This is a genomic window from Algoriphagus lutimaris, from assembly GCF_017051705.1.
GTDB classification, from domain to species: Bacteria; Bacteroidota; Bacteroidia; order Cytophagales; family Cyclobacteriaceae; genus Algoriphagus; species Algoriphagus lutimaris.
Window position 1 is genome coordinate 730,689 of record NZ_JAFIDJ010000001.1, and the last position, 18,998, is coordinate 749,686.

The 18,998-nt window shown below is 39.3% G+C and carries 16 protein-coding genes; 1 reads left to right on the forward strand and 15 read right to left on the reverse strand.

Translation table 11 applies throughout. The features are described 5' to 3' along the window. Window positions 1-21: 21 nt before the first annotated feature. From JYB62_RS02925 to JYB62_RS02980, 12 genes are all read right to left on the reverse strand, one after another. Entirely contained in the window at window positions 22-1,782 is a 1,761-nt protein-coding gene (locus JYB62_RS02925; RefSeq protein WP_205643942.1) for an efflux RND transporter periplasmic adaptor subunit, read from the reverse strand. Beyond that, window positions 1,779-3,104 (reverse strand): TolC family protein, encoded by a 1,326-nt coding sequence (locus tag JYB62_RS02930; protein ID WP_205643943.1) that lies wholly within the window; start codon window positions 3,102-3,104, stop codon window positions 1,779-1,781. Before JYB62_RS02930 ends, JYB62_RS02925 begins: the two co-directional genes overlap by 4 nt. After that, the gene (locus JYB62_RS02935) at window positions 3,101-6,925 is read right to left on the reverse strand and encodes an efflux RND transporter permease subunit (RefSeq protein ID WP_205643944.1); all 3,825 of its coding nucleotides are present in this window, start codon (window positions 6,923-6,925) and stop codon (window positions 3,101-3,103) included. Before JYB62_RS02935 ends, JYB62_RS02930 begins: the two co-directional genes overlap by 4 nt. Window positions 6,926-7,025: 100 nt before the next feature. Next, window positions 7,026-7,445, reverse strand: a complete 420-nt coding sequence (locus tag JYB62_RS02940) for an HYC_CC_PP family protein (protein ID WP_449500890.1) — start codon at window positions 7,443-7,445, stop codon at window positions 7,026-7,028. 33 nt (window positions 7,446-7,478) lie between these two features. After that, window positions 7,479-7,913 carry a CHY zinc finger protein gene (locus tag JYB62_RS02945; protein WP_205643946.1) on the reverse strand — a complete coding sequence of 145 codons (435 nt, stop codon included), beginning with the start codon at window positions 7,911-7,913 and terminating at the stop codon, window positions 7,479-7,481. A gap of 26 nt (window positions 7,914-7,939) precedes the next feature. Beyond that, window positions 7,940-8,149: a heavy-metal-associated domain-containing protein gene (locus JYB62_RS02950; protein ID WP_205643947.1), complete on the reverse strand. Its 210-nt coding sequence runs from the start codon at window positions 8,147-8,149 to the stop codon at window positions 7,940-7,942. A gap of 185 nt (window positions 8,150-8,334) precedes the next feature. Beyond that, window positions 8,335-10,572, reverse strand: coding sequence for a heavy metal translocating P-type ATPase (locus tag JYB62_RS02955; protein ID WP_205643948.1), 2,238 nt, complete (start codon window positions 10,570-10,572; stop codon window positions 8,335-8,337). Between the two features lie 107 nt (window positions 10,573-10,679). Then, entirely contained in the window at window positions 10,680-11,882 is a 1,203-nt protein-coding gene (locus tag JYB62_RS02960) for an MFS transporter (protein WP_205643949.1), read from the reverse strand. 66 nt (window positions 11,883-11,948) lie between these two features. Beyond that, window positions 11,949-12,533 (reverse strand): Crp/Fnr family transcriptional regulator, encoded by a 585-nt coding sequence (locus JYB62_RS02965; protein ID WP_205643950.1) that lies wholly within the window; start codon window positions 12,531-12,533, stop codon window positions 11,949-11,951. A gap of 31 nt (window positions 12,534-12,564) precedes the next feature. Continuing rightward, window positions 12,565-13,134, reverse strand: a complete 570-nt coding sequence (locus tag JYB62_RS02970) for a helix-turn-helix domain-containing protein (RefSeq protein ID WP_205643951.1) — start codon at window positions 13,132-13,134, stop codon at window positions 12,565-12,567. A gap of 12 nt (window positions 13,135-13,146) precedes the next feature. Beyond that, the gene (locus JYB62_RS02975) at window positions 13,147-15,624 is read right to left on the reverse strand and encodes an outer membrane beta-barrel family protein (protein ID WP_205643952.1); all 2,478 of its coding nucleotides are present in this window, start codon (window positions 15,622-15,624) and stop codon (window positions 13,147-13,149) included. A gap of 202 nt (window positions 15,625-15,826) precedes the next feature. Further along, window positions 15,827-16,021 (reverse strand): hypothetical protein, encoded by a 195-nt coding sequence (locus JYB62_RS02980; RefSeq protein ID WP_205643953.1) that lies wholly within the window; start codon window positions 16,019-16,021, stop codon window positions 15,827-15,829. Window positions 16,022-16,054: 33 nt separating this feature from the next. Between JYB62_RS02980 and JYB62_RS02985 the strand changes: the two genes are divergently transcribed. After that, window positions 16,055-16,297, forward strand: a complete 243-nt coding sequence (locus JYB62_RS02985; protein WP_205643954.1) for a winged helix-turn-helix transcriptional regulator — start codon at window positions 16,055-16,057, stop codon at window positions 16,295-16,297. On the opposite strand, the gene madM is transcribed toward JYB62_RS02985, so the two are convergent. The 3 genes from madM to JYB62_RS03000 are packed head-to-tail and all read right to left on the reverse strand — an operon-like array spanning window position 16,298 to window position 18,898. After that, the gene (gene madM / locus JYB62_RS02990; protein WP_205643955.1) at window positions 16,298-17,056 is read right to left on the reverse strand and encodes a malonate transporter subunit MadM; all 759 of its coding nucleotides are present in this window, start codon (window positions 17,054-17,056) and stop codon (window positions 16,298-16,300) included. A 4-nt stretch (window positions 17,057-17,060) separates the two neighbouring features. Beyond that, the gene (locus JYB62_RS02995) at window positions 17,061-17,417 is read right to left on the reverse strand and encodes a malonate transporter subunit MadL (protein WP_205643956.1); all 357 of its coding nucleotides are present in this window, start codon (window positions 17,415-17,417) and stop codon (window positions 17,061-17,063) included. Between the two features lie 5 nt (window positions 17,418-17,422). Further along, window positions 17,423-18,898 carry an acyl-CoA synthetase gene (locus tag JYB62_RS03000; RefSeq protein WP_205643957.1) on the reverse strand — a complete coding sequence of 492 codons (1,476 nt, stop codon included), beginning with the start codon at window positions 18,896-18,898 and terminating at the stop codon, window positions 17,423-17,425. Window positions 18,899-18,998: the final 100 nt, after the last annotated feature.

An 18,998-nucleotide genomic window follows, 5' to 3' on the forward strand; every position in this document is an offset into this window, starting at 1 on the left:
TTACTATTAAAGATTGGGTGATTATTTCAATGTTTTGGTAACCTCTCCACAGGTTAGCATGGATTGTCCAAAATAAGGGTTGACAATATTTTGGTCTAGGCTCAACCAATCTGCTCCTTTATTACTATCAGCCATAGGGCAATGCTGAACATATAAAGTGCCTGCATATGAATGAAACTGCTCAGTCATTGTCACCATTTCCTTAGAAAGATTTTGAAAACTCTTTCTTAATTCCTCAATAGATTTTGAGGATTGAGCAGCTTGTAAGGCTTTTTTCAAATTACTGTCAAAGCCCATCCATAGGTTGTGAGATTCTCCTGTGAATAAAGCCATGTTCACTTGTTTCAAAGATGCATCCATCTTTGCCGCTGCCTCTTTGGCTGCATCCAGATTATCTTGCGTTAATTTGTCTTTCAGCAGTAAATATTGATCATAAACAGGTTTCAAGGCCTTTTTTGCATTTTCACTGATGGATAGGTTGGTGCTGGAAGGCATGCTGCTTCCTTCCATATTTCCGTGGTCATGTCCTGTCATAGGTACACCGCCATCGGGGCTCATCATGCTTGGTTTACCAGCTAATTGCGCAGCTGCATCGATACTGAAAGTACCATTGATGGCTATTTCTTCACCTTCATTCAGCCCACTTTCAATGACATAACTTTCTCCTAAAGCAGGTCCCAAAGTTACTTCCCGAAGGTTAAAGCTAATCCCTCGTTCAGAACTTGATTTCACATATACTACAGACCTTTTTCCTGTCCATAATACCGCGGATTTGGGAACGGTAATCGAATTACTGCTGCTTTTAGAATCGCTTTTAATTGTACCAGAGACAAACATTTCTGGTTTCAAGCTTAGATCGGAATTGCTTACTTCAACCCTTGCTTGGGCAACTCTGGTTGAAGGATCAATCAAAGGATCGATATAACTGATTTTCCCAGAAAAAGTCTTTCCAGGAATGGATTGGACTGAATATTCAACCTCATAGCCTTTTTTGATCCAACTTAGATCGGATTCATACACATCAAAAAGAACCCAAACTTTGGAAAGATCGGATACCGTATAAAGAGGCTGTCCAAGTGACACGTAGTCTCCAGCATTAGCCAATTTCTCAGTTATATATCCTGAAATATTTGCTCTGATGGGAAAGTTGTTAAGGATGTTTCCTGATTCAATAATCTGATCAATTTGGTTGCCTGATAATTTCCAGTTTCTCAGTTTCTCTTTTGCAGCCTGAAATAATTGTGGCTGGGAGTCTTTGATTTTTGCTGCTTGCAATAGTTCCTGCTGAGCGGTAACCAGCTCAGGAGAATAAACAAAGGCAATCACCTGTCCCTTGGAGATGTATTCTCCTGTAAAATTGACGGTTAATTGCTCAATCCTGCCAGGAATATGAGTGGTCTGAGTAAAGATTCTCCGTTCATCAGACTGGATTTTCCCGGTGAGTTTTACTGATTTTGCAGCACCTGATTCTCCGACTATCGCAGTTTGGACATTGGCTAATTGCATGGCGGTAGGAGACATGCTGATGGCCATAGGGTCCAGATTTTCTTCCTCATTCTCTAGGGGAATCAAGTCCATTCCGCAGATTGGACAGGATCCCGGTTCACTCTGACGGATCTGTGGGTGCATGGAACAGGTCCATACGCCATTTACTTCAGTGAGATCATGTTGGTGTTCATCTTGAGAAGGATTGTCATTTCTGAAGATGAGGTATCCTGCAAGTATTCCGATGAATAACATGCCGATAGCAATGACCAAAACGTTTATTTGTAGCTTTTTCATTGGTCTAATGTTTTTGCAGTGATATAATCTATTTCCGCAATGTTTATTTGTAGTGCTGTTTCAGCAGACACTTTCAATTTTTGATATTTCAATAACTGCTGCTGCATTTGAAGTACATCCTCAAATGATTTTCCTGAATTGGAATAAGCAGTATAAAGTAATTCCAGAGACTGTTGAGTCTGTTTGATTTGCTCTTCGTATAAGATAATCAGATCATGCTGTTTAGAGACTTGAAAGTCCAGTTGATCATAGGTACTCAGTAAATCATTCTCAAATTCCTCCTTTTGATACTGGTAAGCTTCCTGCATCAATTTCGCCTCCTTTTTTGCTGCTTGATATTTTCCGGAAAAGATGGGCAAACTCATGGAAACCATGGGCATCAATGCATTTTTACCATTATCATCTACCATCATATCTTCTCTTTTGCCAATAATGACATAATCCAACCCAACCCCAATCTTGGGTTTTCCTTGACTAGCAGCAGTCATCTCATTGGCATGGCTTGCCTTGATTTTAAAGTCAAATTCTTGGAGGGTTGGGTTGTTTTCCAATAATGAATCCCTTCGGTAATTTTCTTGGACCAAGATTTCTTCCAACTCATTGACTACTTCCACCGGCTCATTTTCTTCCCGATTAAGCAAATTGTTGAATCGAGTAACCAAAGGGGTACGTTGCTTTTCCAAAATACCCAAGTTGGTTTCCGCATCTTTCAACATAATATCCACTCTCAATACATCAACCATGGCACCATTTCCATTTGAAAATTGACTGGTAGCTAGTGTTTTATAGTTTTTAAGAATTTCAATGTTTTGCTCCTCTATTTCAATGAACTTATTCAGTTCATACAACGGGTAGTAAGCAGATATTACCTTGAAGTACAATTTGTTTTTGGCATCCGTAAATGCTTGGAACTTCGCCTCGGCCATAGCTTCCGAGCCAGTGCCATAGTATTTTAACGTACCAAACCAAGGAAACATCTGGTTTAAGGATAATCGTGCCCTTTGAGGTCCAACCCGAGTTTCTACAGGAGAAATAAAGTATCCAAATGATATAGTTGGATCAGGTAAACTTCTAATCTGTGCAGCTTTCTGAAGTGCTGCTTCAAACTCTTTATAGCTACCTTTTAACCCTGGATTATTCTCGGCTGCTATTTTCAAATAGTCATCTAAACTTTGTCCAAATGAATGAAAACCAGTGAAGATTGCCAGTAGAAATGCGATTGTCCAGTTTTTGATCTGTTTAAAACTGGTATTTTTGGTCACATTGAACTTCGCATTCAATAGGTTCCTATCATTCTCTATTTTTTTATAGCTCGATTTCATTTGCTAATCTTTTTGAGTCTATATTCCTCACGGATGCTGTATAACACCGGAACAATGAAATAAGTAATGGCTGCTACTAACATTCCTCCGAAGGCAGGAATTGCCATAGGAATCATGATGTCGGAACCCCTGCCTGTAGAGGTCAAGATAGGTAACAAGGCAATGATGGTGGTTGCTGAAGTCATGACAGCCGGTTTGATTCTTCGCTGCCCAGCTTCGACTACAGCAGCCCGAATCCCTTTCAGGGTATTGGTCTTATTTCGATCAAAGCTTTGGTCTAGATACGTAGCCATCAATACCCCATCATCTGTAGCAATCCCAAATAGAGCAATGAAGCCTACCCAAACAGCTACACTTAGATTGATCGTTTGCATTTGGAATAACTCTCTGATATTGGTATCGAAAAGGCTGAAATCGGCAAACCATTCTTGTCCATAGAACCAAAGCATTATGAACCCGCCACTGAAAGCCATGGCGATACCAGTGAAAACCATTAAGGAAGTCGTTACTGATTTAAATTGGAAATAGAGGATTAAGAATACCAACCCTAATACAATAGGAACGATAATAGAAAGTCGCTTTTCGGCACGTACCTGATTCTCATAACTACCTGAAAACTTAAAACTTATTCCCGCAGGAACCTGTAGTTCACCAGAATCAATTCTTTCTTGAATCATTCGTTGGGCATCATTGACCACTGTTACTTCGGAGAAGCCTTCCCTCTTATCAAAAAGCACATAACCTACCAAAAAGGTGTTTTCACTTTTGATAGCTTGAGGTCCTCGTTGGTATTCGAAATCAATTATTTGAACCAATGGAATTTGAGCTCCGGTAGGGGTAGAGATCAAGATTTTACCTAAGGATTCAGGATCATCTCTGAGCTCTCTTGGATAGCGAACCCGTACTGGAAAACGCTCTCTGCCTTCCACAGTGTTCGTGATATTCATCCCTCCAATTGCCGTTTCTATCGTTTGCTGTACGTCCTCAATGTTTAATCCATAGCGGGCAATTTCATCCCGTTTGATATTTAAAAGCAAGTAAGGTTTACCTACAATACGATCTGCAAATGCTGCTTCAGCTTTCACTGAAGGCACCTCTTTTAAAATACTTTCTAACTTTAATCCAAAGGTTTCAATAGTCTGTAGATCAGGTCCATATACTTTGATGCCCATAGGAGCTCGCATCCCAGTTTGGAGCATGACCAATCGGGTTTCAATAGGTTGAAGTTTTGGGGCGGAAGTTACTCCAGGAATCTTGGTCACTTTTACTATTTCCTTCCAGATATCATCAGGGGAATTGATCTCATTTCTCCAGTTTCGAAAATAAAGTCCATCCTCATCCGGAATCAATTCCGTATTTTTTACTCCTTGTGCTATAGCTTCCTCATTACTTAAAGTATCACCGGAGGTGAGAATAAATCGATTGTCTTCATCCGTTCGGAAACGCACCCTAAATCCATCTTTATCTAGGACGTACTCAGGTTTATAGTTGATAATATTCTCATACATCGAAATAGGGGCAGGGTCCAAGGCGGATTCCACTCTTCCCAATTTGCCTACGGTTAACTCCACTTCAGGAATATTAGTGAGCATCATGTCAAGCTGTGAAACGACATTCCCATTAAACTCAATTCCTGAATGCGGCATTGCGGTTGGCATCAGTAAAAAGCTTCCTTCATCCAGAGACGGCATAAATTCTTTTCCTATTCCAGGGAAAGTGTGGGTTAAAGAAGCCCAGACCTTAGTAGGGCGAATGTTTACCCCGATTAAATCAAAGCCTTTAGGGATAAATCCAAACACTCCATTGATCCCTAACCAAATGCTTCCTGCAAGAAGAATAAGTACTGTTGGGATGCTTAGAAATGCTTTTTTATGATTCAAACACCAGGTAAGGATGTGTTTGTAATAGTATTCCAAAACCGCAAAAGCACCTAAAATCAGACTTACAATCAAGGCTACAAAGAAGAAATTCGTAAAGGTACTTTCCGAAGGTCCGAGAGGAAGCCAATATTTTGCCAATAGCCAAACTACCCCAATCACCACTAAAAATAGTTCGGCATTGTTCAGGAATTTAGTAGAACGCTTATCCAGAACAATTTTGGAGGAATTCAAATACTGTTTTCCAATAGCTAAACCTCCAAACAGTAGGAGCATGATTCCTGCCCAAGAATAACCCAAAATTAAAGTGATGATGCCAAGAAGTAGTAGGGCAAAAGGGAAGAACTTTTTTGTTTTATCTCCTTTGATTTTAAACCCAAAAAACCAATGGGCCAGTGTCGGTAAGATTAACAAAGAGACAATCAAAGCAGCTACTAACGCAAAAGTCTTGGTAAAGGCTAAAGGACCAAATAGTTTTCCTTCTGCTGCCTCCAGCGTAAATACAGGAATAAAGGAAACAATGGTGGTAGATACGGCGGTCAATATAGCCGTGGCTACTTCCGAGGAGCCTTTATAAATGGTTTCAATTAATTTTTGATCTTCAGGAGCTTCATCCAGATGCTTTAGGATATTTTCTGATAGGATAATTCCTAAGTCTACCATGGTTCCGATCGCAATAGCGATTCCAGAAAGGGCTACAATATTGGCATCCACTCCAAAATACCTCATGGCTATAAACACCATTAATATAGATATGGGTAATAAGCTGGAAATCAACAAGGAAGCGCGAAGATTGTAAACCATTACTATCACTACCAAAATGGTAATCAATAGTTCTAGGGTCAAAGCTTCTTCCAATGTGCCTAGCGTCTCCGAGATTAAGGTAGATCGATCGTAAAAAGGAACCAACGTCAATTGACTTTCCGTCCCATTTGCTAGGGTTTTTTTAGGTAATCCTGAGCTGATTTCTGAGATTTTGGCCTTGACATCTTGAATAACTGCCAAGGGGTTAGCTCCATATCTGGCAACGACCACACCACCTACTACTTCAGCTCCGTCTTTGTCTAAAGCCCCTCGGCGGGTAGCTGGACCCAATCCCACGACGGCTATGTCTTTAATACGGATAGGAACGTTTTCCTGCACGGCCACTACAGCCATTTCTAGGTCAGAAATATTTTTGACGTATCCCAAGCCTCTGACCAGGTATTCTGCTTGGTTGATTTCAATAGTTTTGGCTCCAACGTCACGGTTTGATTTCTTTATCGCTTCCATGACTTTTGCTAATGGGATCTTGTAAGCTTTTAATGCGTCAGGGTTTACATCAATTTGATATTCCTGGACAAAACCTCCAATAGAAGCGACCTCAGAAACCCCTTCTACGGAATTTAACGCATATTTGACATAGAAATCCTGTACAGAGCGGATTTCGTGCAGGTCCCAACCTCCAGTTGGATTCCCATTGGAATCACGACCTTCCAAAGTGTACCAAAATACTTGTCCTAATGCGGTGGCATCAGGCCCTAGAGCAGGTTGAACTCCTTCTGGCAATAATCCCGATGGTAAGGAATTGAGTTTTTCTAAAATTCTGGATCTGGACCAATAGAATTCTATGTCTTCATTGAAGATGATATAGATACTGGAAAATCCGAAAATAGAGGAACTACGAATGGATTTTACTCCAGGAATTCCGAGTAGATAAGTGGTAAGTGGATAGGAAATTTGATCCTCAATATCCTGAGGAGATCTTCCTGCCCATGGGGTAAATACGATTTGTTGATTTTCCCCAATATCTGGTATGGCGTCCACAGGAACTGGATCTGAAGGTAAAGAACCTACTTTCCATCCAAAAGGAGCTGTAATAATTCCCCAACCAATCAATGCGATCAGTAGCAGAACTGTTACCAGTTTGTTTTCAAGAAAATACTTGATGATTGAATTTAACATGTGATGAATCTGATAAGTGACCAGAAAAGATTATTGACATCACCAGAACTTTATTTCGGCAATATCTCGGTTAGCAGAGCTAACCTTCCTTCATCCATGTTTAAATAATAAAGGTTTGAAACAGTACTTGGTGGTCCTGTTTCAGAAAAGGAGGGGAGTAATCTGAATAAGTAGTAGCGGTAGTTTCTTCTAGGGAAACTTTAAAAATAAACGTATGAACCAGTGCAAATGCGAAGTCCAAATTAAGGTGGAAAGAAGCTTTGTTAATGCTGAAATCTTCATCTAGTTGAAGAACCTCGAATTCATTATCACAACAGCCCGAATCCTGATGAACATGAACTTTCCCATCATTGGTGTCACAATCCGGTTTTTTTTGCTCCATGCCACAATTGATATGGGAAGCATTCAAAGACAATTCAGAAAGCATTTCCAATCCACCACAGAAGTGGGTGGATTTTGCCATTCCTATACTCGTAAAGAGCAGAATGAGTGATAGCACTATGGAAATTATCTTTTTCAACGTTGTAAAAATACGAATTTTTTGTCAAATGGGTTATTCTATTTTTTTATCTTCTGTTTCAAAATATAAATGATAGTGTTTGCTGCAACCAGGGTTAAAAGCTGCCATGCATTTTGGACAGCTGTTATTACTTTTTTGATATTCAGAGATACTTAATTCTGTTCCACAGACGCCACATAATATTGCTTTGAAATCAAATTCTGATTTTGGCCAAACTTTAGGTTCATGATCAGCTTCTTCTTCATGGCAAGAAAAACATGGATAATACTTTTCACAGCATTTAAATTTGATTGCAATCACATCTAATTCAGAATGCCAATGCTGACATCTAGTTTGCTGGTCTATGGGTTTTCCATAGATATTTATGCCTCCAATACTGGATTTAACTATAGGCAAAGCGATGTTGGTTTGTGCCTTTATAGCTTGGATATAAAGAAATAAAAACAGCGCTAAGAATAGATTTCTCATGGGTAATCAAAGAATTTGTCGCCAATTTATTCAGGTTTGGCAACAAATCCTGCTTTGATGACAGTTTTAAAGACTTCTTCCGGAGTAATGTCATCCGATTCTACTGTTAGAATTCTATCTTCACTTTCTAAATCTACACCCCAAGACTCGATTTTTGGATTTGCATTGAGTACAGGTGTAACTTTGGCTAGGCAGTTGCTACAGTTGATGTTGGTTTTGAATTTTTGAGTTTTCATGATTGAGTTTTAAAATTATTAAGTGAGTGTATAGAATTCAAGTGAAAGTAAAATAGAAATTAAAAGGAAATACGATTGAAATAAGGTAGAAATAGAACTCCTTCGGATTTGAAATAATGAAATTAATATTCAACACTTCGTACAATATTTGTGGCGCATTTTTGTTAAAGTTTTATTAACGATGATTATAGCTTTCTTCCTTTTAATCTTAGACTATTCAACACCACAGACACAGAACTGAATGCCATTGCTCCTCCGGCAATCATAGGATCGAGCAAGAATCCATTGAAAGGATAAAGTAAGCCGGCCGCAATTGGAATTCCGATCAAGTTGTAAATAAAGGCCCAAAATAAATTCTGGCGAATTCCATTTACCGTCATTTTTGAAAGTTTTAATGCCTTGGGTATGGCTTCTAAATCAGATGAAATAATCGTCATTTTTGCCACATCCATTGCAATGTCTGAACCATGTCCCATTGCAATGCTGACATCTGCCTGAGCCAAGGCTTCTGAATCGTTGATCCCATCACCTACCATAGCCACTTTTTTTCCTTGACTTTGGAGTTCTTTGATAAAATCTGATTTATCAGAAGGCATTACTTCTGCTTTGAAGTCGGTTAAACCCACCTGTTTCGCTACAGCAGCAGCAGTTTGACTATTATCTCCCGTGAGCATAAAGACCTCAATACCCTGCTGGATTAATTGGGAAATAGCAGATTTTGAACTGGGCTTGATTTCGTCTGTAATAGCTAGTATGGCTAAGAGTTCCTGTTCATTTGCAAAGAAAATAACGGTCTTGGCTTCTGATTTCCATGCTTTGGATAGTTTGTAAAACTCTTCTGGAATGGCGATTTGATGCGAATCGAGTAAGTTTTCATTCCCAACATAGAACATGACTTCTTTTTCATTTTTTGCAGATGCTCCTTTTCCGGTGATGCTTTGAAAGTCAAGTATTTTTCCGGATTCCTGGTTGTTTTCTTTTAGGCTTTTTGAAACAGCTTCTGCCAATGGATGCTCTGACTTGGATTCTATCGCCAATAAAATTGGTGCAAAATCTTTCATGGCTTGATCGGAAACCCATTTCGAATCCGAGACACTGGGTTTACCTGCAGTGATAGTTCCTGTTTTATCCAAGACAATAGCATTGACATGATGAGCTAATTCCAGACTTTCGGCATCCTTGATAAGGATATTGTTTTCTGCACCTTTTCCAACTCCGACCATAATCGCAGTCGGTGTGGCCAAGCCTAAGGCACAAGGACAGGCAATCACCAACACTGCTACAGAGGTTAACAAAGCATGGGTAAAAGCATCCTTTCCACCTAAGATCATCCATGTTAAAAAAGTGATGATGGCGATTCCAATGACAATAGGCACGAAGATACTAGCGATTTTATCTGCCAATTTTTGTACGGGGGCTTTGCTTCCCTGAGCTTCCTGAACCCGTTTGATGATTTGTGAAAGAAGGGTTTCACTGCCGACTTTATCGGCTTTGAAATGAAAACTTCCTTTTTGATTAACTGTTCCGGCATAAACCAGATCGTTTTCCTTTTTTTCCACTGGAATAGGTTCACCACTGATCATGCTTTCATCTACATAGGAATTGCCAGAAAGGACTGTGCCATCCACGGGTATTTTTTCACCCGGTCTCACTACAATCTCATGACCTATTGCAACTTCAGAAATGGGTATTTCCTGTTCTTTGCCATCAATGATGGCTTTCAGGGATTTTGCTTGTAGCCCCATCAGTTTTTTCAATGCAGTGGTAGTCCCTGTTTTTGCTTTCTCTTCTAGAAGCTTTCCAAAGCTGATAAAGGTGATAATCACTGTGGCAGCTTCGTAATAAACGTGTGGAGTTATGCCTCGATCCAGCCAAAATTCCGGGAATAGGGTATTTAGCAAACTGAATAGAAATGCGATTCCAGTACTCAGTGCCACCAGGGTGTCCATGTTGGCTTTTCTGTGTTTGGCTTGCTTATAGGCGTTGACAAAGAAGTGACGTCCAAAAATGAATAATACGGGGATACTTAATACTAGAGAAATCCATTTTCCGGGTTCCCAATGCATGAAAAACATCCCTAAAATGAAAATAGGAAGGGTCAAAAGGGCTGCACCAAGAGTTTGCTTTTTTACTTGCTGATAGTATTCTTGTTGGGCTTTTTCCCCCGCCTCTTCCAAGTTCTCTTCACTCACAATAAGCCCATATCCAATTTCTGACAATGCTTTGTTTAATCCTTCGGCCTGTATCTGTTCTTGGTCATATTCCACTAAAACGGTATTGGAAGCAAAATTGACAGATGCAGATTTTACTCCGTCCGTATAGGATAAGATCGTCTCGACACTGTTTGCACAGGCCGCACATGTCATTCCAGTTACTGGAAATGTCTTTTTGGTTAAATGTTCTGATGTGGCTGTTTGTGTCATGATAAATCAAGATTGATTAACACTACAAACTTCGGGAAAAATGGAAGCCGACGTATTATGAAATTTTGATCTTATGTTATAAGATTTGGCTTTTACTGATTATGGTTTTAGGAATTCTTCATTCTAAGTTGGACTATCAAGGAGGAGAGGATGGTCAGTATTCCAATAAAATAAATACTAACTTCTAAGCCCCATTGGTCTGCCAGAATCCCTGAAAAAATAGCCCCAACCGCATATCCTAAATCTCTCCAAAGCCTGAATGTCCCAATGCTTTCTGCTCTTTGCATAGGATGTGTGAATTCTGCAATGGATGCCATAAAGGTTGGGTACACCAAAGCAGTTCCAAGTCCCAAAAGTACCATTAATCCAATCTGGAAATAGTACCCCACAAATTCAGGCAAAATAAGAAGGGTCAGACCTTGGAGCAACATGCCAAAAACGATCATTTTTTTCTTAGAAAAATGGTCTGCCATCTTACCGGTAAACAATTGACCAACTCCCCAAACTAATGGATAGACCGCTGCAACAATTCCAACTTTTTCAAGCTCTAAGTGATGACTGATCAAAAACACCGGTAACAGCCCCCAAACCATTCCATCATTCAGGTTGTTAACCAAGCCTGCTTGGGAAATACTACTCAGCGTCGGGTTTTTGAAAGAGGTTTGGATAAAAACATCCTTGATTCTTTTTTTGGTGACCGTTTGAGATTCCTTTTTGACAAATGAATGGGTATCATTGACGAGACAGAGGGACAGAATCAATCCAGTAATCGCTACGGCAATTCCAAGGTAAAAAGGGTAGGGGCTCACGCCATAGTTATCTGCGATATATGCTGACAAATATGCTGAAACTCCTAACATTAAATAGCCTGCAAATTCATTCATGCCCATGGCCAATCCCCGTTCTTTTTCTCCCACCAAATCAATTTTCATCAGTACAGTGCTTCCCCAAGTAAGTCCCTGGCTTATACCCAATAGGATATTGGCCACTATGACGAACGTCCAACTTGGTGCAAAAATTAACATCAATGGTACCGGGAGTGCTATGATCCAACCAAGGACAAGCAGCTTTTTCCTGCCTACTTTATTTGCGAATTTTCCTGTAATGTAATTCGTGCCGGCTTTCGAAAAGCCAAATGCTGTAATGAAGGAAAGTAAGGCAAAATTGGAATCTATCTGAAAAGTCTCAGAGGCAAACTGAGGAAAAATAGAGCGTTCCATTCCAAGCATGGAGCCTACCAGCCCATTGACGAACACCAATAAGGTGAACTGTTTCCAGTTATTCTTTAAACCTAGAACTGCAGCTGACAATTGAAATTATTTTTGAATACAAATTTTAACTTTTTAAGTACCTGATCCTTTTACAAATGTTAAAAATTATCGGTTACTCGATCTAATTCTGCTTAGACTGACCTGGGTAATGCCGAGGTAGCTGGCAATGTGTTTCAATGAGACATTTTCCAATAGGCGAGGGTAGTCCTTTACCAGTTGATTATAGCGCTCTTCGGCGGTATGAAATTGTAGGCTTTCCATACGATTGACATAGGCCACAAATGAAGCTTCCAGAATTTTCCTAAAGAGTCTTTCTAAATCAGGGTAGGTGTCAAATAAGCCTTCCAATTTTGAAGCAGGGATTCCGATGAATACTGTGTTTTCCAAGGCCTGAATAGCTTTTTTGCTGGGCCTTCCAGTGAATAAGCTTTCTGCCCGAATGATCATGTCATTTTGATGGGCAAAATATTCAGTCACATCCGTCCCATCCTTCAAATAAAAGATTCTTGCCAAGCCTTCACTAACAAAGTAATAGGTTTTACAAGTTTGGCCGATTTCATGGAGATGTTTGTTTTTTGAAGTTTCAATTTCAAATGATATTCCATACAAAGCTCGCTCCGCCTCAGGGGAAATCGAATGAATGGTTTTGAAATAAGTGAAAAGAGATTGAATTGTTAGAGGAAACTCCATGAATAAATGTAAGGAAAGTGTCTTGGAGAAATTAAACTTTGTCCAGACTTTTTCTAACGCTGCTTTTGCTTTTTTTGAATTCAGAAGGTGTCATTCCTGTTTCTTTTTTGAATTGAGTGGATAGGTAAGCGACGCTGGAATAGTCCATTTTAAAAGCTATTTCAGATAAGGTTAATTCATCATAGATTAAGAATTCCTTGATTTTTTCTGTTTTCAACTTCGTAATATATTTCTCAATAGTAACTCCCTCTACGGAAGAAAAAAGTCTACTGAGGTAGGCATATTCGTGATTGAGTTTATTGGCCAGGAAATCAGAATAATTCATAGTGAGATTTTGCTCAGAATGATGAATTTGTTCGATCAAAAGAGATTTTATCTTGGAAATAATTGCAGATTTTTCTCCTTTCAATAATTCAAATCCATGATTTGTTAAAGCTTTTGAAAGGATAACTTCCTGATCAATGGTTAGAGGATTATTGATAGATACCTTACCTAATTCTACACTTTGGTAAGGGATACCTGTTTCTTCTAAAATGATTTTTAATGCCTCAATGCATCTTGGGCAGACCATATTTTTGATCATTATCTCAGTTGAACTCATTTAGGTTGCTGATTAAAATTCCTTTTCTCCAAATTCGCTTTTTACAAATTTAGCTTTGTTTTTGGAACGGTTTAATGTGTAAGAAAGGTTCAAAATCAGCATGTCTACCTCCTGTATATAATTGGTAGTGGTATAAAATTCTCCAGGTCGGAATGTGGTGATTCGTTGTTCATTGGTTTTGAGCAGCCCCATATCTATATTTTGCCAAATTAAATTGGCAGATAATCGGTTATCTAGCCATGTCTTCTTGATGTTAATACTTGGTAAGTAGAATCTAGAGTCTACTCCTTGAGCAGTCACTCTTTTGGATAGGTAATTAAGGTTCCCTTGAATACTCCAGTTTTTTTGAAGTGTAAACGTTGTATTGATGGAAAAGGAATGAACCCAGCTGCTGGTATTGACTGGTTTATTGTCAAAACTACCCTCGATCGAATAATAGTACAAGTTCAGTCCAGCAAACAGTTTCCACCATTCGGTGGGGAAAAGTTCGGCTCCCAAGTCAAATCCAGTAGATTTTCCGGTTCCTACATTGGAGTAAATTCGATTCAAAATGCTGTCATTGTAGACCGTATTTACCCTGTTTACCAGGTTTTTTACTCGAGAATGGTAGGCTGTAGCATAAAAACTATTGGCATTCCAGGTTTTTACAATCCCCAATTCTACCTGATTGATGAATTCAGGAAGTAAATTAGGATCTCCTTGTTCCAGTGTTTCGCTATGTTCCCTTTCCGGAAAGGGATTCATTTTGAACGTAGTGGTTCTTTCTACCCGCTGGCTGAAATTTGCCTTGAATTGCAAACTTTCACTCAATGGAATCCCAATGTTTGCACTGATAAAAGGTCTGATAAAATCATACTGATAAACGGTGTCGATCATTCCTGCTTGATCCTCCAAGTCAAATGATCTATCCATATGTTCTACCCGGACCCCAAATCCATAACTGTATTTTTCTGACTTTTTATCCAACTGTAAATATCCTGCATGGATATTTCTTGTAAGATTCACACTACTTGAAAATTCAGGGATTACGTCAAATTCACCTGTTTCAATATTTTTTCTTTCGTAGAGAAAATCACCTGTATGGTCCAAACTTCTGAATTGGTAACCCGTTAATAATTGTCCGATACTTAATGGTTTAAAACTGTAGTCAACATTGACTCTGACTCCGTGAAGTGGGTTATCGTTTGTGTTGTAATCTTCTTGGTACACCTTACTGAGGTCAGGATACCCTAGGTTCAAATTACTTGTAGGACCTCCCAACATGCTATATTCATAGAGGATTGAACTACTGATTTTGGAATCATTTCCGAAAGTATGGGCGTAATCTAAGCTACCCAAAGCCACATCCCCTCGTCGGCTTTGATCATTTGCATTGAAATATTGAAATGTGTAAATCCTTTCTCCATTTACGATAGCATGATTGTCATCGTATAAAATGTCTGCAGTTCGAAGCTTGTCTCTGACAGCCCCATAAAATCCTAATGAGAAACTATTTGCGGCGTTAGGATTGAAACCTATGGTAAACCTTCCAGAATAATTTTTTTCATCAATACTTCTTTCTCCTTGCGAGGGGAATCTGGTAGTGGTATCACCTGAAATGGTATATACATCTCCTACACGCCTTCCGGCGATGTCGTTTCTTTGATAGCTTGCACCCAAAGAAATGTCCCATTTTCCTTTGAGGTAGTTTAAATTGAAATCTGCTCCATATCTTTTTGCTCGCTCAGCATTGCCATAATTTTCAATAGGAGGAAAACCTAATCTGGAATTGAATTGGACATAAAGTCCATCTGCAGTTCCAGATTTGGTAATGACATTGATCATTCCTGCTTTGCCTTCTGAATCATACTGAGCAGAAGGTGAAGAGATCCAATCTATTTTTTCAATACTATTTGCAGGCAATTGGCTTAAAAAGGAAATAGGATCTGATTGGATGGGTTTTCCGTTGAGCATAACTACAAAACCGCTTGTTCCCCGGATGGTAATAGTACCCATCGCATCAATGGCTACCCCTGGTAAGTTTTTTAAAATATCACTGGCAGTTCCTCCTTGCGCTGCTTGAAAATTATCGGCAGCATAACTCTGCTTCTCCAGTTGGAAATTGGTACTGAGCTTTTGTCCTTTTACTTCGATTCCTTCCAAGGTGGTTTCATCGGGTTCTAAGCTGATGATCCCAAAATTTCTGTTCTCATTTTTTGCCAGATTAAAAATTAATGATTCTTTGGTTTGGTAACCAATAAAACTGACTTTTAAGAAATAGGACCCTGGTTTGAGTTTTTCAAGTTGAAATAGCCCGCCAACATCTGAAATGCTCCCATCGATCAAACTGCTATCAGTAGCTGAAAAAATTGAAATGCTACTATACTCCAATGGAATATTGGTTTTTGCATCGTGAACAATTCCTGAAATACTGGACTGGGCAAACGAGACGAATGAGCCAAAAAACAGGTTAAGAAATACGATAAAACAAGGAAGGTCTAATCTTGACATATATCAAAATTACAATACTCCCCATTCATTATTATTTTTTTATTTGGTGAATGGTTCAAATTTCATTTGAATATTTTTAGAAACTCCCTTTTCCAAAACAGGATATTATTTAAGAAGTTGGTTTTTAGTAAGATCTTCACAATAAAACCCAGGGTTTTGGCTCTGGGTCAAATTGGTTTAGATTTAAATTTATACCGATTGTTTACTGAGGTAAATCATTAGAAGTGATTAAAAAGGCGGCTTCGATAACCGCAATGATGATGGCAGAAAATGAATGCCCATTGAATGTGCCATGAATGCTAAAGCGAAAGTGATTCCAAAACCTGCGTAAGCTTATTCCTTGAGGGATTTTGGAGAAAAGGGTAGAAGGAATACCAGGATTCTGAGGATTTTCCAAAGTTTAATTCCTCTCTGAATTATTCATGAAAACTTGAGAGAAGCAACGGGAATTACAAATAGGATACTTTCCAAAGAATTAAGAGATTTTGAACTAAATCACCTGGTCGAAAGAAAGTTGTATGATACCTTTCCGGTAACTGTAGCTTACACAAAGACTGAATATGGGGAAACATTGAAAGGATTAATCGCATCGTTCTATGAATGGGGAAGCAATCCAATAAAAATGAAATTAAACTATGAAAAAGAAGAGGAAAAAATCAATTCATCCCATTGATTAACTGAAGAGCGTAAGGATATAATAGAATAGAGAAGGGCAAAGTAAACAGCCTACCCCTGTATAAAAGGTAGCTGTAACTGCTCCGTAAGGCACTAATTTCGGATCAGTTGCTGCAAGTCCAGCAGCCACCCCACTGGAAGTACCCATGATCCCACCATAGGCCATCGCTGATCCTGGAGATTCCAGCCCTATTTTTTTAGCCAGTATTGGGGTGAAAATAGTTACCGCAATGGTCTTTACTACTCCTGCTGCAATGCTCAGAGCAATAACTTCCGAACTTGCCCCAAGCGCCGCACCTGTTACTGGTCCTACTATATAAGTACAGGCACCTGCTCCAATCGTGCACAAACTGACGGCATCTCGATACCCCCAAATCCAAGCGATTGCTACTCCGGAAACAAAAAAGATCAGGATTCCGAAAAGCAAAGAAACCAATCCTAATATCCCTGACTTTTTAACCAAAAGAAAACTTGCTCCCATAGCCGTGGCTACTATCGCAAAGTCACGAAACATGGAGCCACCCAAAATCCCAACTCCTTTGAAAATTTCAATATCTGCGATACCTTTTGAACCATCTGTAAACACACCTCCTATATATCCTAGAACCAAACCTAAAAAAATAGCGATGGCAGAACCAGGTATTCTTGAGTTTAGGAATTTCTTTGAAAATTGATCGGATAAAAAAGCTAGGATTCCGACCACCAGGAAGCCAACTATCAAAGCATTTTTATCGATCACTTTTAGAAGTTCTTCCATGCTGTTAATGCTTAAATGTTTTCATTAAGAAAGGGAAAAAAGCAAAACCCAAAATAACAGGAAGGATTCCTACTAAAATGGCCAGGTTACCACTCGAAATCGCAGATTTAATATTCAGGCTGGCGGCCATCGCTATGACTACAGGGATGTACATTTTATTCCAGAAATCTATCCCTAAAATCATTTCAGCTTTCCACCAACCCTTTCTTTCAAAAACCTCTTTTAGAAGCATTAGAATCAACATGGCAAAACCAACACCACCAACATTGGAATTGATCCCCATTAATTTCCCGAGGAGTTCCCCTAACCATTGGCCGGTAATAAATGAAAAGGAAAGAATGGCAAGTCCGTAAATGATCATAGGTGTTAGAATAATTTCTTTAATTCATTTTTAGTCACTTTGCCCATGGCATTACGGGGTAGATCATCGAGGATCAAATATTTTCTTGGTGTCTTATAAGCAGGCATTCGCTCTCTCATCCATTTAGATAGTTGTTCCAGGTCCATGTTTTCGGAAGTGACCAAAGCAGCAACGATCAATTCTCCCCATTCCTCATTAGGTATTCCGATCACTCCACAGTCCTTAATAGAAGGGTGTTTTCTCAATACTTCTTCAATTTCGAGGGCAGAAATTTTGTATCCTCCGGATTTGATGATGTCGATTGAGTCCCTTCCCAGGATTCGGTAGTAGCCATCATCCAGAACTGCGATGTCTCCGGTCTTGAACCAACCATCGGGAGTAAAGCTTTTTTGTGTGGCCTCGGGTTTACCCCAATATTCTTTAAAAACAGAAGGTCCCTTGATGTGAATTTCTCCGGGTTCACCCGATTTAACTAGTTTTTCATCTTCATCTAAAAGGCAGAGTTCTACCCCTGGTAAAGGCTGACCAATATGACCTGCTCGTCGTTCTCCATCGTAAGGATTGCTGACTGCCATTCCTATTTCTGTCATGCCATAGCGCTCCAATAAATAATGTCCAGAAATCTCTTTCCATTTTTCCATGACAGAAACTGGCAAAGCAGCAGAACCAGAAATCATTAAACGGAAGGATTCCATGCATTTTTTTAATTCAGCTTGCCTTTCAGGATTATAGCTTTCAAATTCTGAAATGAGTTTGAAGTAAATGGTGGGGACGGCCATGAAAACATTGAGTTTGCCCGCTTCGAAAATTTCAAAGACCTTTTTGGCATCAAATGGATTTAAAAACTCTACCGTAGCTCCGGACCAAAGGGCGCAGCATAGCACATTGATGATTCCATGAACATGATGAAGGGGTAAAAGCTCCAAAATGTAATCTTCCGAATTCCAAGCCCAAGCTTTCACTAAAGTACTGATTTGAGACTCTAAATTGGCATGGGTGGTTAAGACTCCTTTGGGCAAAGAGGTGGTGCCAGAAGTATAGAGAATCATTGCCCCCCTTTCTTTTCCAATTTCAGGAAGAGGCTTTGCCTTCCTATTCTGCATTTCTCCTAAAGCTATGAATTTGATTTCTTTATGGTTTCTATAAGGTTGAAGAATGGTTTCATATTCAGGACCTACAATCAGAAATTTAGATTGCGTATCCTCAATGACGTACTGTAATGAAGGAAAGGGGTAGCTAATGCACAGTGGAACCGCAATTCCTCCGGCTCTCCAGATTCCCCACTGAACAGCCACATAATCAAATCCGGGAGCCACCATAAAAGCTACTCTTTCTTGATGGAGGTCTTTGCTTTCACCCAATAAAAAATTGGAAATCTGCTCGCTCTTTTCTAATAATTCTTGATAGGAATATTTATTTGGCCCTTCAACGATGGCAGTTTTACTTGGAGTTAGCTTTGCTTTTTCAAACAGATGAAGCATATAAAATCAGGAGTATTGTTATTGTTTCAAATTGAAATATAGAATCAAAAGCTTCAATAATAAAAAAACACGTCATAGGAATTTCCATGACGTGTGAAAT